The sequence below is a fragment of the Bradyrhizobium sp. genome (assembly GCF_049519115.1).
Taxonomy (GTDB): Bacteria; Pseudomonadota; Alphaproteobacteria; order Rhizobiales; family Xanthobacteraceae; genus Bradyrhizobium.
Genome location: NZ_JBEKRB010000092.1, coordinates 1 through 13,912, shown reverse-complemented (window position 1 = coordinate 13,912; position 13,912 = coordinate 1). Strand labels below are relative to the sequence as shown.

The 13,912-nt window shown below is 60.6% G+C and carries 18 protein-coding genes and 1 pseudogene; 8 read left to right on the top strand and 11 right to left on the bottom strand.

Annotated elements, in window-relative coordinates; translation table 11 throughout:
- Positions 1-126 precede the first annotated feature (126 nt).
- The gene (locus tag ABSE61_RS33750; protein WP_423875513.1) at positions 127-1,500 is read right to left on the bottom strand and encodes a coniferyl aldehyde dehydrogenase; all 1,374 of its coding nucleotides are present in this window, start codon (positions 1,498-1,500) and stop codon (positions 127-129) included.
- Between the two features lie 436 nt (positions 1,501-1,936).
- Between ABSE61_RS33750 and ABSE61_RS33745 the strand changes: the two genes are divergently transcribed.
- Positions 1,937-2,131 carry a hypothetical protein gene (locus tag ABSE61_RS33745; RefSeq protein ID WP_423875512.1) on the top strand — a complete coding sequence of 65 codons (195 nt, stop codon included), beginning with the start codon at positions 1,937-1,939 and terminating at the stop codon, positions 2,129-2,131.
- A gap of 56 nt (positions 2,132-2,187) precedes the next feature.
- Complete coding sequence (locus ABSE61_RS33740) at positions 2,188-2,349, top strand: hypothetical protein (protein WP_423875511.1); 162 nt, start codon at positions 2,188-2,190, stop codon at positions 2,347-2,349.
- Positions 2,350-2,742: 393 nt separating this feature from the next.
- Here ABSE61_RS33740 and ABSE61_RS33735 read toward each other — a convergent pair whose 3' ends face one another.
- The 3 genes from ABSE61_RS33735 to ABSE61_RS33725 form a co-directional block, all read right to left on the bottom strand.
- Positions 2,743-2,937 (bottom strand): hypothetical protein, encoded by a 195-nt coding sequence (locus tag ABSE61_RS33735; protein ID WP_423875510.1) that lies wholly within the window; start codon positions 2,935-2,937, stop codon positions 2,743-2,745.
- A gap of 331 nt (positions 2,938-3,268) precedes the next feature.
- Positions 3,269-3,562, bottom strand: a complete 294-nt coding sequence (locus tag ABSE61_RS33730) for a putative quinol monooxygenase (RefSeq protein WP_423875508.1) — start codon at positions 3,560-3,562, stop codon at positions 3,269-3,271.
- Positions 3,563-3,614: 52 nt separating this feature from the next.
- Positions 3,615-3,911: a hypothetical protein gene (locus ABSE61_RS33725; protein ID WP_423875507.1), complete on the bottom strand. Its 297-nt coding sequence runs from the start codon at positions 3,909-3,911 to the stop codon at positions 3,615-3,617.
- Between the two features lie 245 nt (positions 3,912-4,156).
- Between ABSE61_RS33725 and ABSE61_RS33720 the strand changes: the two genes are divergently transcribed.
- Complete coding sequence (locus ABSE61_RS33720; RefSeq protein WP_423875506.1) at positions 4,157-4,984, top strand: SET domain-containing protein; 828 nt, start codon at positions 4,157-4,159, stop codon at positions 4,982-4,984.
- An 11-nt stretch (positions 4,985-4,995) separates the two neighbouring features.
- Here the strand turns inward: ABSE61_RS33720 and ABSE61_RS33715 are convergent, their stop codons facing one another.
- On the bottom strand, positions 4,996-5,394 hold the full coding sequence (locus ABSE61_RS33715) for a hypothetical protein (RefSeq protein WP_423875505.1): 399 nt from the start codon (positions 5,392-5,394) through the stop codon (positions 4,996-4,998).
- Positions 5,395-5,541: 147 nt separating this feature from the next.
- Here ABSE61_RS33715 and ABSE61_RS33710 point away from each other — a divergent pair, with 147 nt between their 5' ends.
- Together ABSE61_RS33710 and ABSE61_RS33705 are read left to right on the top strand one after the other, a co-directional pair.
- The gene (locus ABSE61_RS33710; protein ID WP_423875504.1) at positions 5,542-6,363 is read left to right on the top strand and encodes a helix-turn-helix domain-containing protein; all 822 of its coding nucleotides are present in this window, start codon (positions 5,542-5,544) and stop codon (positions 6,361-6,363) included.
- Positions 6,364-6,429: 66 nt separating this feature from the next.
- Complete coding sequence (locus tag ABSE61_RS33705; RefSeq protein WP_423875503.1) at positions 6,430-7,095, top strand: DsbA family oxidoreductase; 666 nt, start codon at positions 6,430-6,432, stop codon at positions 7,093-7,095.
- 5 nt (positions 7,096-7,100) lie between these two features.
- Here the strand turns inward: ABSE61_RS33705 and ABSE61_RS33700 are convergent, their stop codons facing one another.
- Positions 7,101-8,363 carry a GNAT family N-acetyltransferase gene (locus tag ABSE61_RS33700; RefSeq protein ID WP_423875502.1) on the bottom strand — a complete coding sequence of 421 codons (1,263 nt, stop codon included), beginning with the start codon at positions 8,361-8,363 and terminating at the stop codon, positions 7,101-7,103.
- 325 nt (positions 8,364-8,688) lie between these two features.
- On the opposite strand from ABSE61_RS33700, the gene ABSE61_RS33695 reads away from it, so the two are divergent.
- Positions 8,689-9,258 carry a TetR/AcrR family transcriptional regulator gene (locus ABSE61_RS33695; RefSeq protein ID WP_423875501.1) on the top strand — a complete coding sequence of 190 codons (570 nt, stop codon included), beginning with the start codon at positions 8,689-8,691 and terminating at the stop codon, positions 9,256-9,258.
- A 16-nt stretch (positions 9,259-9,274) separates the two neighbouring features.
- On the opposite strand, the gene ABSE61_RS33690 is transcribed toward ABSE61_RS33695, so the two are convergent.
- On the bottom strand, positions 9,275-9,688 hold the full coding sequence (locus tag ABSE61_RS33690; RefSeq protein WP_423875500.1) for a lipoprotein: 414 nt from the start codon (positions 9,686-9,688) through the stop codon (positions 9,275-9,277).
- 392 nt (positions 9,689-10,080) lie between these two features.
- Between ABSE61_RS33690 and ABSE61_RS33685 the strand changes: the two genes are divergently transcribed.
- Positions 10,081-10,401, top strand: coding sequence for a hypothetical protein (locus ABSE61_RS33685; RefSeq protein WP_423875499.1), 321 nt, complete (start codon positions 10,081-10,083; stop codon positions 10,399-10,401).
- 98 nt (positions 10,402-10,499) lie between these two features.
- Here the strand turns inward: ABSE61_RS33685 and ABSE61_RS33680 are convergent.
- The 4 genes and pseudogenes from ABSE61_RS33680 to ABSE61_RS33665 form a co-directional block, all read right to left on the bottom strand.
- Positions 10,500-10,730 (bottom strand): annotated as a pseudogene (locus tag ABSE61_RS33680) (DUF6894 family protein); the annotation flags it as partial.
- A 112-nt stretch (positions 10,731-10,842) separates the two neighbouring features.
- Positions 10,843-11,040 carry a hypothetical protein gene (locus ABSE61_RS33675; RefSeq protein ID WP_423875498.1) on the bottom strand — a complete coding sequence of 66 codons (198 nt, stop codon included), beginning with the start codon at positions 11,038-11,040 and terminating at the stop codon, positions 10,843-10,845.
- Between the two features lie 476 nt (positions 11,041-11,516).
- Complete coding sequence (locus tag ABSE61_RS33670) at positions 11,517-11,642, bottom strand: hypothetical protein (protein ID WP_423875497.1); 126 nt, start codon at positions 11,640-11,642, stop codon at positions 11,517-11,519.
- A gap of 1,222 nt (positions 11,643-12,864) precedes the next feature.
- Complete coding sequence (locus tag ABSE61_RS33665; RefSeq protein WP_423875496.1) at positions 12,865-13,398, bottom strand: hypothetical protein; 534 nt, start codon at positions 13,396-13,398, stop codon at positions 12,865-12,867.
- A 52-nt stretch (positions 13,399-13,450) separates the two neighbouring features.
- Between ABSE61_RS33665 and ABSE61_RS33660 the strand changes: the two genes are divergently transcribed.
- Positions 13,451-13,729: a hypothetical protein gene (locus ABSE61_RS33660; protein ID WP_423875495.1), complete on the top strand. Its 279-nt coding sequence runs from the start codon at positions 13,451-13,453 to the stop codon at positions 13,727-13,729.
- The last annotated feature ends 183 nt before the right edge of the window (positions 13,730-13,912 follow it).

The following is a 13,912-nucleotide window of genomic DNA, read 5'->3' as shown; positions in this document are numbered from 1 at the left end:
GTTCGATCGGCTGGGCTTGCCCCGTCTCTCATGACCTCAACCTCTCGAACCGCCCGGTGCGGACCCGCATGCCGGGTGGTGTGGCAGGGGAGCGACCCAAAAGGTCGCCCCCTATGCCGATTTGGCTTAGCGTTTGATCTGCGACGCGAGATATCTGGTGATCGCGGCTCCATAGGGCGGGCGAAGCATCCGCAGGCCGAAGTCGTTCTTCATCTGATGAAACACGGACTTGCGGTGACTGAACTCACGGAATCCGTCATGGCCGTGATAGGCGCCCATGCCCGCGGGTCCGATGCCGCCGAACGGCAATTCTTCCTGGACCACATGCATCACTACGTCGTTGACCGACACGCCGCCTGACGTGGTTCGATCCAGCACGTTATCCCGCTCGTCGTTGTCCGAACCGAAGTAGTAAAGTCCGAGCGGACGCGCGTGCGCGTTGACGTAGTCGATCGCCTCATCGACCTTCTGATAGGCCTTGACCGGAAGCAGCGGTCCGAAGATTTCTTCCTGCATCACCTTCATGTCGTCGGTCGGATTGAGAATCAATGTTGGCGCCATGCGACGGTGCGGTTGCTGACGCAGATCTTCGCCGGCCGGATTGATTTCCACGATGTCAGCGCCCTTGGCGCGCGCGTCGTCAACGTAGCCCGTCAGCCGCTCATAGTGACGGTCGGCGACGACAGCGGTGTAGTCGGGGTTGTCGCGGATGGTCGGGAACATCTGGCCGACGGCGAATTTTGCCGCCTCGACAAAGCCGCCGATCTTGTCCGCAGGCGCCAGCACGTAATCCGGCGCGAGACAGATCTGACCGGCGTTAAGAGTCTTGCCGTTCATGATGCGCGCGGCAGAGGTAGCGAGATCGGCGGAGCGGCCGAGGATCACCGGGCTCTTGCCGCCCAGTTCAAGCGTGATCGGCACCAGGTTCTCGGCGGCGGCCTTCATGACGTGACGTCCGATCGACGTGGCACCGGTGAAGATGATGTGATCGAACGCAAGACCGGCGAAGGCCTGGCCGACGTCCGGACCGCCGGTGACGACAGCGATTTCCGCTTCGTCAAAGGCGCTTGCAAACATCTTCTTCATGAGTTCGGAGGTCACAGGCGTCATTTCCGAAGGCTTGACAATCGCCCGGTTGCCCGCGGCGAGCACGCCGGCCAGCGGGCCGAAGGTCAGGTTGACCGGGAAATTCCACGGGCTGATGACGCCGACGACACCTTTGGGCTGGTGGCGTATCTCCGCCTTGGCGCCGAAAAGACCGAGGATGCCGGGCGTCGTGCCCCGTCGTTCGGTTTTCATCCAGCGCGCCACATGGCTCCTCGCATGTTTCAGCGGACCGATCGAAGTCGCCACATCGGCAAAGGCCGTGACATGGCTGGAGCGCGCGCCAAAATCGGCGCTTAACGCCGCTTCGATGTCGCTGCGATGATCCACCAGCAGCGCAATGCAGCGGTTCAGCCGGTCAATCCGGATGGCGGCCGATGGAGTGCCATCGCGCAACTGGCGAGGAGGGTGTTGAGCGTGGCGCGAACGGATTCGTCCGAAGCTAAAGCGGCGATCGGCATCGGGTACCTCCCTGAGGTGCGGCGCGTGTCACCCGTCTTGGCGCGGGCTCTGCGGGACCTGTTGTTGATAGCCCAGATCGGGATGGCGGAACAGGGAAGGGATGTCCGCTTCAGATCAAACGGAAGGGGGACGGCGCGTCGTTCCCATCCGCTTGAGACCCGGAAGCACAGGTTAACCAAGACCGACGCTGCTCGGCGTGGTGAACCACCCCAAACGGCCACGGCGGCGCAACGTGCCGGGATCGTGACCGGGTGAGGTCTGGGGTCCCGACGCCTGCCGGCCCTCGCGGCAACCAATCGGCCGATCCTGCGCATGGAACAAAAGTTCCTCCGGTGCGTTAAGCGAGTCGAGATCAGGGGAGATCAATGCAATGCAGGCAGTAGCCATCGACCGCGTGATGAGAACCTATGGAATGATCGTCAACCTCACCGCCGATGAGGAAAGGGCGGCCAGAGAGAAGGTGACGAGCCATTTGGCCGGAAAATCTGACGTCGACGAGAACGCCCTCGCTGTCGAGGGCCTGCGATATCTCCGAAGCGTTCGAGAGATCGCCGTCAAGGATTGAGATGCAAAGATTGAGATGCAAGGATTGAAATGAAGGACTCATTTGAACGGAAGGTCATGACACCGGCCGAACGCGAAGCCCGGAAATTATTCAGGGAAGCCGAGGCTGTCAAAGCCATGACCGAGCACGAGCGTGCGCAAAAGGCTTTTCAGGAAAATCGAGCACGATTGAAAGCCATGAGACTGGCCCGCGAAGCTGAGGAAGCCAAAGCTGAGTAAAAGGCTAAGTGATCGGTGTTGGACAAACGATCTACCGCAAGGCGTTATACCGTAAGTCGTCGGCGCGCTTTCTCCGCATTGACGTGAATCTTCCTGCGGCCGTTTGAGGGTCCGCCCCGATCGGAAAAGCCAAAATGAAAGAGGCCGCCACCTGAGGCACCCTCACACTTTCGTCACCGGGGTTTCCTTCGAAGAGTCCCATGGACGCTTTCCATTGGCGCCGCGATCCCAAAAACGGGCCTTTGGCCCGTTTTCCTCATCGGCCTTGGCCTTGGCCCGATCAGCTTTGATCTGCTCGAGTGTCGATGGGGGCTCCGGGACTGGCGCAGCCGCAGCCTGTCCTTCGGCAGGGATGCGAGCAACGCCACCAGAAGTGCTATCTTCATCGAGGCCTCATATCGGTGCGCGCAAACCCGGCGATGAAACCCACTCATTGATGTGGGTCGCGGTATTAAGATCGCGAAGCTTCTCCAGAAGCCGGTCTCTGGTCGTGCCGGGTTCGGCCAGATCCAACTCAATTGGAAGACGCTTCTTTTCTGCGATTAGGCGTTGGTACAGTGTCGGGGATTCGTTGAGAAACCGGGCCATATGCGCTCCTTCCAGGATCGGGCGGGAGCGCTACAGAACTCTCAGTCATCAATATGAGCCAAAAGGTAGCGCGTCGATGGATCGACTAGGCGCTTTACAGGCTCGTAAGTCCATCTATTTGCACTGCGTTCTGCGAAACATCTGCGAATGAGGTTACCAGGCGCGGAAACGGGCCGGTACCTGCCGCTGGGGGCCGGCCTAAGGATACCAGGGGTCAAACACGGGCAGTACCGAAAATCGCGAGGTCTGCTTTGCCCCGGTAGCGAACTGCGGGACGCGTTCGAGATGCCAAGCCATGGCTCGTTCGATTTCTGAGTTTCCGAAATTCTAGCTATTCTGCGGGCGTGCATCTCGTCGCGTATATCTTCTCAAACATTCCGTCAGTTTCTTTCCGGAACCGGGCGATGGAAGCTGCATTTTGATGCTCCTCGAAGGCGGCATCGTCGCGAAAGACTTCATAGACTAACAATTTTGTATCATCCTCGCGAGGCACCAGGGCTTCAAACTGAAGGGTGCCGGGCTCATCCTTCAGGCTGCGGGCTCCATGCGCCCTGAGCAACGGCAGGAGCCGATCCCTCTGTCCTTCCACAACGTCGATTGTCGCGATCAGCGCAAGTTTGGGCATGATAACCGTTCCCCCGTTTAACATTGCCTCGATCGCTCTTTAAGGACGGCTCTTACGCCCGCGTGCCGGTGAACGGAAAACTGCCCATCGGGCCGATGCCCATTTCGCCGGAAATGCTGTCGCCGGAAACCTTGCCGGTGAATTCGAGCGTCAGCGGCATCGGGTTCGTGATCGAAACCTTCCAGGAAAGGTCGTCGCCATTGGCCTTGCCGTCGAAAATCTCGGCCGAGTTGCCTTCGGCCTCTTGCGTGCCCGTCAGCGCGCCGCCCGCGTTCTTCAGGCTTAGCGTTGTCTGGCGATCGCCCATCGGCGTACTCATGGTGATGTTCCAGTTTCCGTCCACGGCCATCGATGTCTCCTGATGATTTGTCGCGAACCCGAACAGGTTCCAAGGACGACTAAATGCAAGGCTAAATGCTAGCCGTATAGCGCATCTTTCGGCGGAGGCCCACTTGCAGCCTTCCAAATGTGGGGACGGTTCGCACAAACGTCGCGAAAGGCCTGACATTTGCCTGGAATCGTCCTAGAACTTTACGGCCAGCGATCCCTTGTCGCGTCCCTTGCCATCATCAGCGTTGTAGTTGCCTCATCGTCATGCCTGTCATTTCGCCGAAGAAACCCTATCGCGTCGCCCGTTCCCGCACCGGACTCGGCCTCTTCGCCACCAAGCGGATCAAGAAGGGCACCAAAATCATCCGTTATTTTGGGCCATTGCTGGATTCCAAAAAGAAAAAAGACGACGCGATCGAGAACAAATACCTGTTCGAACTCAACAATCGCTGGACCATCGACGGTTCGGTGCGCAAGAATGTCGCCCGCTACATCAATCACGCCTGCAAGCCGAATGCGGAGAGCGATGTCCGCCCGCGCAAGCGCAAGGTTTTCATTCGCGCGGTCAAGAACATCGAGCCGGGCGAGGAGATCAACTACGACTACGGCACCGACTATTTCAAAGCCTATTTGAAGCCGATCGGCTGCAAATGCGACGCGTGCGAGAAAAAGCGCAAGAAGAAGCGCGCTGAAGCTCGGGCCGAACGGTTGCGGTTGAAGGCGAAGGAATTGAAGAAGGCGGAACGCAAAGCCAAAAAGAAGGCCGAAAAAGAAGCGGCCAAGCGCGCCAGCGCCAAGTCCAATGCCAAGTCCGACGCGAAGCGCCGTACCAAGCCGCTGGTCACAGCCAAAGCGAAAACGAAGAGCAACGCGAAAGCCGAACTCAAGCCGGACCGCAAGCGCAAGGTCTTGAATGGGGTTCGCGTGAGCGGCGCGACGTCGGCCCGGCGCCGCCGCCCGAAATCGGTCGCTCCGATGGTTGCTGCCGAGCAGCCGATCGCCGCGCCAGCAGAGGCTTCTACGGCTTTCACGCCAAGCCTCGTGATGTCAGCGGCGACGACAGTGGATGAAGCGCAGCAGGCTTCCGCCTAATACCAACGGCCTCAAGCGGCGATCATGTCGCCGCTCCGCCGCAAGCCGATAAATTGCAGTTCGGCAAAGATGCCGGTGGCAATGGCCTGCGCCACCACCGCCGCTTCGCCGAACAAATTCGGCGTCACCGCACCGCTGAACAGAAGCGCGATGCTGGCGAGCGTCCACGCCGCGTTGCCGATGACGACGATTCCGGCCAGGATCCTCGGGAACGACTGACGCGTGGCGAGCCAGCCGACGAACGCCGCATAGGCGATCAGGAACAGGCCGGTTTCGCGCAACAACGCTTCCGGCAGATCGAACAGCGGTGCAAGCTCGCCGGCGCCAAGGGTGAAAATCACGGCGCCCGCGCCGCTGAAGATCGCGTCGGCGGCAATTGCGCGGCGCAGGAAGTGGGATGGGATCATCATCGTGGTTCTCCTCCAGGGTTCGGAGATGATCAGCGCGCCGATCGGCGCGTCATCTCCGCCTCCCGCAACGATGACAGCGCGTCAGAGACCGATCCATTACGTCGCAGGTAATGGAAGCGCTGAATTCCGCGTGATAGGTTTCGCCTCATGAGTGCGCATCCCGCCACGGCCCGCGCCGAGAGCCCCGAGCCCATCCATATCGGCGAGCACTTGCGCCAGTGGCGGCTGCGCCGGCATTTGAGCCAGCTTGATCTCGCTGAAGACGCCGAGATTTCCACGCGTCACCTGAGTTTCGTCGAGACCGGCCGCGCGGCGCCCTCGCGTGACATGGTGTTGAAATTAGCCGAACGGCTCAACGTGCCGCTGCGCGAACGCAATGTGCTGCTGGTTGCGGCCGGCTTTGCGCCGGCGTTTCCGCAACGCTCGCTCGACGATCCCGCGCTCGAATCGGCGCGCGCGGCGATCGATCTCGTGCTGCGCGCGCATGAGCCGAACCCGGCGCTGGCCTATGACCGGCACTGGAATTTGGTTTCGGCGAACCGGATGGTGATGCCGTTGTTGGGCACCGTTCCGCAGCGGCTGATGACGCCGCCCATCAACATTTTCCGGCTCGCCCTTCATCCCGAAGCGCTGGCCGCGCGCACCGTGAACATCGCGGAATGGGGCGGGCATCTTTTGGAGCGGTTGCGCCGTCAATGCGAGACCACCGCCGATCCCGGATTGATCAAGCTCTATGCCGAACTGAAGACCTATCCGATCCCTGCGAGATCGGCGCCATTGCCGCCCGACAGCGTCGCCATTCCGCTCAAGCTGCGGCTTGGCGACGACGTTCTCAGCTTCATGTCGGCGACGATGATTTTCGGCACGCCGGTCGACGTCACGTTGTCGGAACTGGCGCTGGAGACGCTGTTTCCGGCCGACGAATTCACCGCGGATCGGTTGCGGATCATGGCGGCGGGCCTGCGATAGGCGCCCTTGTCCATGGTAGGCCGGCGGCCTATCTCTTGGCGGTCATCCCAACAAGAGGTCTGCCCGATGAGCACCCTGAAGCCGGTTCGACTGGACATCGTCTCCGACGTCGTTTGCCCCTGGTGCTATATCGGAAAGCGCCGGATCGAGAACGCATTGGCGCAAGTCGCGGATGTTCCGGTTGAGGTGCACTGGCGGCCGTTTTTCCTCAATCCCTGGGTGCCGCGCGAGGGCATCAGTCGCGAGGATTATCTCACCACCAAATTCGGTTCGGTCGAGGCCTATAAGGGCATTGCGGGTCGGGTGGTTACGGCCGCGGGCGAGGAGGGGCTGACCTATCGGCCTGATCTGGTGAAACGGCAGCCCAACACGATCGATTGCCATCGCCTGATTCATTGGGCGGAAGCCGAAGGCAAAGCGGCCGAGATGAAGCAGCGGCTGATGGAACTGTATTTCCGCGACGGCGGCGACCTCACCGATATCAACGTGCTAGTCCAGGCGGCGGCCGATGTCGGGCTCGATGCCGAGCATATTCGCCGGCGGCTTGCAACGGACGAAGACGTCGAACTGATTTCGGCGCAGGCCAAGGAGGCGTCCGACAAGGGCATTTCCGGTGTGCCGACCTTCGTGTTCGCGCAGAAATACGCGGTGTCGGGCGCGCAACCGCCTGAGCAACTCGCCGCCGCCATCCGGCAGGTTTCTGCGGAAGTGAACGCGCAAGCCGCCGAGTAGCTCGTTTATTTTGCCGGGCGGAGCCGATGGATCGCGGTTCGCGCCCATTCGCGCAACCGGTGTCGCGCGGTCAGCGCCGCATGGATCGCGGACACCACCGGATCGTTCCGCCGCAACGGAAGGATCACATCGCCGATCTTCAGCCGTCCACGCCAGATCGGGTTGATCATGGGATGATCGGCGCTCGCCGTGGAATCGGCGGTCGCCAGCACCGCGTCGGCGCACAGATGGCGCGTCAGGTCGAGCGTTAGCTGGACGCCGGGCGAGAATTTCGCAAAGCGCTCGTCGATGCCGAGCTTGAAGTAGAAGGCGCGGTCCTGATGCCGAAGCACGATCGCCGCGGCGACCGGCGTTTCGCCGGCATGCAGGGTCACGATTTCGCACTGGCCGGTTTCGGAGAGCCCACGCGTCGCGCTCCGGATGAAGATCAAATCGCCCGTGTCTTGCCGAAGCGCAGTGCCGCGTTCGCCTTTCCAGCCGCTGGCTTCCAGCGCGAGAAAAACCTCAACCGCGTGAGCGACCTCCTCGGTCGTGCGGGCGACCGCAAACCGCACCATGCCGTGCTCTTCGGCGAGGCGGTTGCGCTGGCGCCGCAGCTCCTTCAGCTTCTTAGCGCTGAGTGCATCGCGCAGCACCTCGTCGGCCTCGCGCCGGGCGTCAAGACAAGCGCGCAGATGCGAATGCAGGATGATCGGCTGCAGGCCATCCTGCCGCAGCGCCTGCGTCAGGGCTTTCATCGCCGCACCGTTGAGCGAGACGTCACGCAGGATCAGCGCACGGGCTCCCGCTCTTCGCGCTTCGCTGATCAAACCTTTGGAGGCTTCCTCAGCCAGGCCACGATCCAGCAGCGGCGTGCACAGCGTGCCATAGGGGCTCGCGCTCGCCAGAGCGGGCAGGGGAATTTTGCAGGCGCGCCACAGCGAGACGACCGGCAACAGGCCGATCAGCCGCGGCAGCTCGCTCGCCGGGTCTTCACTTGGCACCAGCTTATTCGGCGACGCATCGCGCCAGGCGCTGAGCGCGGCGACGCCCGTGCGGCCGCGTACCGTTGCGTTGACGGCCAGCTCCCACGCCGGCAGATAGTAACCGTTGGGTTCGACGGCGCGCTCGGCGAGCGCGCGCCATTCTTCCACGGGGACAGAAGCCAGCGCAGCGAAGCCCGGGCGCGGCAAATTTTGTACGGAATCAGCACGCACCGACAGGCGCTTGTTCGCGCCATTGTCCGCCGATGGACGGGACAGGCCAGCGATCTCAGCCATTTCAGCCACGTTCCACTTCCCGTCGCAATGTGACGCGGGCGTCGCACCCGCGCGTTCCGCCCCAAGGGCGCAACGCTAGCGGAAAGTTCGGAAAATGCTCTTGGCCGGAGATTCAATTTGATCTTTATCGTTAACCGGGCATTGACGACCCCACGCGCGAAATTTCGGCGATGGTCCGGCCGTTCGGTCTCATGGGGCCGCGACGGTCCGAGTAGTCGGAGCATCCGGCATCGCCACTCCCGCAATTACATTTTCGTGATCAAGGAATGTTCAGCCGGCCGGATCGGTCCTTGTCGATGGATGCGCATGAGCAAATGCAACGGCCGGGGCAGACATGGGACAGACTCATCATCGCGAGCAAGTGCGGCTGAAAATCATTCAGAGCGCGCTGCAGCTTTTCAATCGCCACGGTTTCACCGCGGCCTCCATCGACGAAATCATGGCAGGCGCCGGGATGACGCGCGGTGGTTTCTACAGTTACTTCCAGAGCAAGAGCGAGCTTTATGCGGAGGCGATTTCCTGTTTCGTCACCGAAAAGCAGGTAGATATCGCGAACTCGGACAAGGCGTCGGATCGTGCGGTCACGTTGTTGCGCGACTATCTCTCACGTCATCACCTCGAAGATCTCGAGGGGAGCTGCCCGTTGATCGGCCTTCCCAACGACGTCTCGCGAACCGAACAGTCCGTGCGGGAAGCACAGGAGTCGGCGCTGCGGATGATGGTCGAAACCTTCGAGCAAGGCATGACCCCCAACGCGCAACCTTCGCGGCAGGTGGCGCTCTCGCTCACCGCGCTTTGTCTCGGCGGCATGGTGCTGGCGCGCGCGATCGAGGACCGCAAGCTCGCCGATGAATTGCGTGAGGCGACCATGGCTGTGGCGCTGCGGCTTGGGCATTGGGTCTGAGCCAGACCTCTTCGACTTAGATCGGCTGATAGGTTTCGGAAGTACAAGTGTCCTCGGACAGGATGCGCTGCCGGTCGATGATGACGCCGCCGTTAATCGAGATGCGATAGGTTTCCTCGCCCAGCGGCTTTCCGGTGGCTGACGTCAGTTCGGCTTTTACGCAGGCCGACCAGCCGAGCCCGCGAAGCTCGTGGCGCGGCTCGGAAACCCGCACGTTTTGCGGATTCGATTGGGCGACAAAGACCTGGTCCAATCTTTCGCGAACCATGCGCCGGACATCGGGCGGCTGCTCGAGCGGCGGCGGATCGGAAGGCTTGGAGCGCATGAAATCCGGCAGCGGCAACGGCGACCGGCTGTCGGCGAGGCCGCAGGCCGAAAGCGTCAGCGCAATGCCCGCCATCGTGATAAAAGAGATCGCCGTCCGCCGCATCAGCCGATCTTACCCCGGCGCACTTCGCGATTGCGAGAGGGGTCGTCTTGAAAATTGCGTGTGCCACACTTATTGATGCACAGGCTAGTGTCCCGATTCCGAAGTTCGTAGCTTTTTACGGAGCCACGTTTCGGACTTCTGAACCGCCGCACTAGGGGACAGGTCGGAAATGTTGAAACGTTCGGCAATGATTCTGGGTGTGCTTGCCTTGGCTTTGATGCTGAACGGCTGCACCAAATGCGGTCCGATCTGGGATGACTGGCTTCCGTCGCAAAAATCCTGCAAATCCGACCATTTTTGAACGATGCTGGGCTCGTGGCCTGCGGCTCCTGACCGCTTGGCGCGGCGGACAGGGCGATGATATATTATCGCCAGAAGACAGGGAGTTTTCCATGTGGCGCAGGGATTTCGGATCGGCAGTACTTGTGGCTGCGATCATGCTGCTGGCTTCGCCAGCGTTCGCGCAGATTCCCAAATTGAATTTGTTGCAGGACAAGCCTGGCAAGACCCAGGAAGAAAAGGACGCGGAGTCAGCGCAGGAAAAAGCCTATAAGGACTCCTTGAAGAAAATTCCGGATCAGAAGGCGCCCTCCGATCCCTGGGGCGGCGTGCGCTCGGATGCGCCGTCCTCTTCGCCGGCCAAGTCGGCATCGTCGGCCAAGCCGAAGACCAAGAGCGGCACCGCGGCCAGCAGCGGCACTTCCCCTAACTAACTAACGCTGCGCGTTGGGGTAGGACGAGAACCGGCTTTCGTCTGTTCGGATCGTTCAGCGCGAGGCCGCCGTTTTCTGACGGCGGCTTTCGATTGATCGTCCAGCGAATCCGCCACCAGGCAAATCCGGAAAACCGGCCGTTTGCGCTCGTCCAACAGCTCCATTTCCCACTGCGTATTCCGGCCGAGCTTGCGGCAGATCCCGCTGACGATGTTGGCGCAGGAGCGGGTCAACTCCTCCCAGGCCGCGTTGTGATCGGCTAACTCGACGCCGTGCTCGGAGGCGCCGGAATAGCGGCCATTTCGGATGCGAAAGAAGTAGCGCGGCATAACACTATCCACAAATAAACCGGCCGCCGGGCTCTCGGGCCCTTTCGAAACGGCTCTATTTGACGCCCATTCCGGCTGTGGATCAATTCCGGGAGGTTACGGGATTTTCGCGCTATTCGCTCTCGGTAATGCGAATCAGGCCATCACCGGTCACGCGGGGACCTTTCGCGGTTTCCAGGACATAGCCGAGGCTGATCAGCTTCGACATGTGATGCGGCGGCACCGTGGGATTGTCGGAGGCGATTGCGATTTCGATCAGCGAGGCAAATTCTTCAGGCGTCAGAAGCTTGGGGGCGTGTACAGTCATCATCAACTCGCGATCAACGTAAGGCCGCGTGGCCGTCTGGACAAACAGTGACAGAACGGGTCGCACGCCATCTTAGCATTTATTTCCGAAAATTGCTGGCCTTTCCGGGGCAAACGAGAGGATGGAATTTTTTTGAGCCGTCCATGGCCAGATAAATCCGCTGGCCGGAAAACAGCCTCAATTGGTCCGTGTGATGGGCGGACGGCGGCGGCGCGATTTACGTTTGGTGTTACGGCACCAGGGTGTGATGACACTTCGCAGCCCGTTCGGGCGGGGCCGTCGACCGAGTTCACAACGAGCCGACGACCCCTGCCGCGCAATTAAAATTGTGGCCCTGACGGGTCAGCTCTGCGCGATGCCTTAAGCACACGCCTGATCGCGACTGCACGCGCTACTCAAAAAGCGCCTGTCGGGGACCGTGCAAATACGGATGCTCGGCGTCGATTGGCGCTTTGCCACGCCGCTTTAAATCAGCCAGCTTAGTCGCGGACCCACCACGCGGAAACGGCGATGCTGAAAGCGACGATGGCGATGGCGAGCAGCATCCAGTTCTGGAACGGGACCAGACCGAGCACCAGAAACTCGTCGACCAGCCAGCCCTCCAAGCAAGCCTCCCGGGCAACAGTTTATCGGCAACAGCCTGTTAAATGGCTATTTTGCGCACGATCATAATGCCGGGGATTTCGCCGCTTCAAGGCTTTCTCATCGTCCGCGTCATGCAGACAACAGGCGGGGGCGGGAGATTACTTCCAGAAAAGCACAACGCCGCCCAAGCGGAATATGATCGCTTGGCGGCGCTGGTTTAGTCACCAAGGCCCCTGAAATCCGCCCCAGTCTCCTATATGTCTGTCCACTCGGAATAAGGTTCATCATCCATTTGGAGGGAGCCGCGGCTTGTTCGCGCCTCGACGAAAGCGATTGGGTGCGGCCGCCATCGAACTGAGCCGCGAGACAAATCCGAAATCAGGCCATCGGTGCGTGGGTCGTCGGAATCAAACCGCGCACCGCGGTGCCGTTGAAAAAATACCTCAGCCGCGGATTCAAAACCGCCATTTGTGAAAGGGCTCACACTCCCGTTCGCGGGCGCTCGTTATGTTGCGCTGCCCTAAGTTCTGGTCCCCCAGAACATCCGCAGGGGCCGGCGGCCTCGGCACGTACCCTCAGCGTGACGGGGCCGTTGTTTTTCTTGTTGTCGGGAAACGCCGGGTCGTCGCCACGCGGGGATCTGCGGCAGCGATGTAAGGCGCATGTAAGCTCGGTTCGCTAGGATTTTGGTAGGTCCGCCAAGGAACAAGCCCCCCAAGTCGGATCAGTTTGGCCTCACCGCGTTCTCAGCGCGGTGGGGCCTTTGTTTTGCCAAGGCGAGCCGCTTCAGGCCATCGAGCGCCGGTATTCTCTTCGACGCCGGCGTGAGATCGCTTCCCGGAGACCATATCCCGCTCCGAAACCCGCACCGAATATACTCAGCAAGGCCAACAGTATTTCGATCACCCAACCGAAGCATTTTTTGTGCCATGCAGCATACTTGCTATAATGACGCGGCCGGCCGCTTCGTTCCAGACGGGGCCAATTGCCCAGTCGAAGGGTAGTCGCCGACCATTTGGTGTGATGGGAGGTCATGGGACCTCTCCCCACATACCGGGCAACGGGCTATTTCCGCGAAATGAGAACCCTGAAACCAGGCAGCGGGCGGGAGCGTATCTGGCCGGATGGCCCCGAAGTCTCCTCATACCCTTCGGTTGTCATCAGGCCCCGCCGTGGTGCCAGCGCGGCACGGTGGGGCTTTGTCGTGGGGGCGTGCTGTAAGGCGCGTGTAAGCTCAATCGGCTAGGGATCAGACTGGCCCTGCTGTGTTTCAGCGCGGCGGGAGCTTTCATTTGTCGCCTGCAAAAAAATGAAAAAGTCCGCAGTTTTGGGACCAACCCGGCGAGGGAAATATGGATGTGAATTGGCGACATGCTGGTGGCCGCAGCGATCGCCATTTTTGGCGTGATCTGTCTGGTCGATGCCTATCTTGCGTCCACATTCGGCCGATGCGCTGTCGATCCAGCGCGACCTCAAATCAGGACAGGATCGCGAAAGAGAGTGACGGGCGCATCCGCGGATTTTCGTTAGTCCCGCACGCGCAAATATCGGCGGTACCCAGGCCTCAGCTAACCCACTCGCGGGTTCGGAAATGGCCACCAAAACGAACAGCGCCTCCGGGTTTGAAAAACTACCCAGACGCGCTGCTTTAGACAGCCGGGCCCTCATAATCCCCAGCCGCCGATAGATACGGACCAGCGGCGAAAGGGTTTTGGAGGCAGCCACTTGGTAGGGAAGATAGTTATCGCTCTCTGGTTGCAATCCGGTGTGCAACAAAGGCGATGATCAAGATGAAGAGGCCGCCAACCGAGGCGGCCAAGGAATATGAATGACGCAAAAGATATGGCGGTTGGCGGAAAGGGCTGTGGTGGCAGCGGCTTTCGCGTCGCTTGTCGCCTACGCTATTCTCGAATTCTGGTTCCTTAAAAACGCACCGATCGAACCCGTTTCGGGGGCGACCCATGCGATTAGATGGCGCGCAGCAACCATCTACCTGACCGACGCCCAGCAAGTGACGGCCGACATTCTGTTTTGGTGTGGGCCGTTACTGTTGCTTGCAGCTGTGTTCGTTAATCTCGGCGGCAAATGGTTTGGCAACCGCCGATAACGAATTAGGACACTGCTAACTTTGAACCAGGACACCGGGGGTCAAATACGAACAGCACCCCCTGAACCTCCTCCGAACTGATGGACACCTGTAGTAGGCTCGAAGAGCCAGGAGGTGTCGGATGGAAGGACGTCAACGTCGGTCGTTTACGGACGACTACAAGCGGCAGGCGGTTGATCTGGT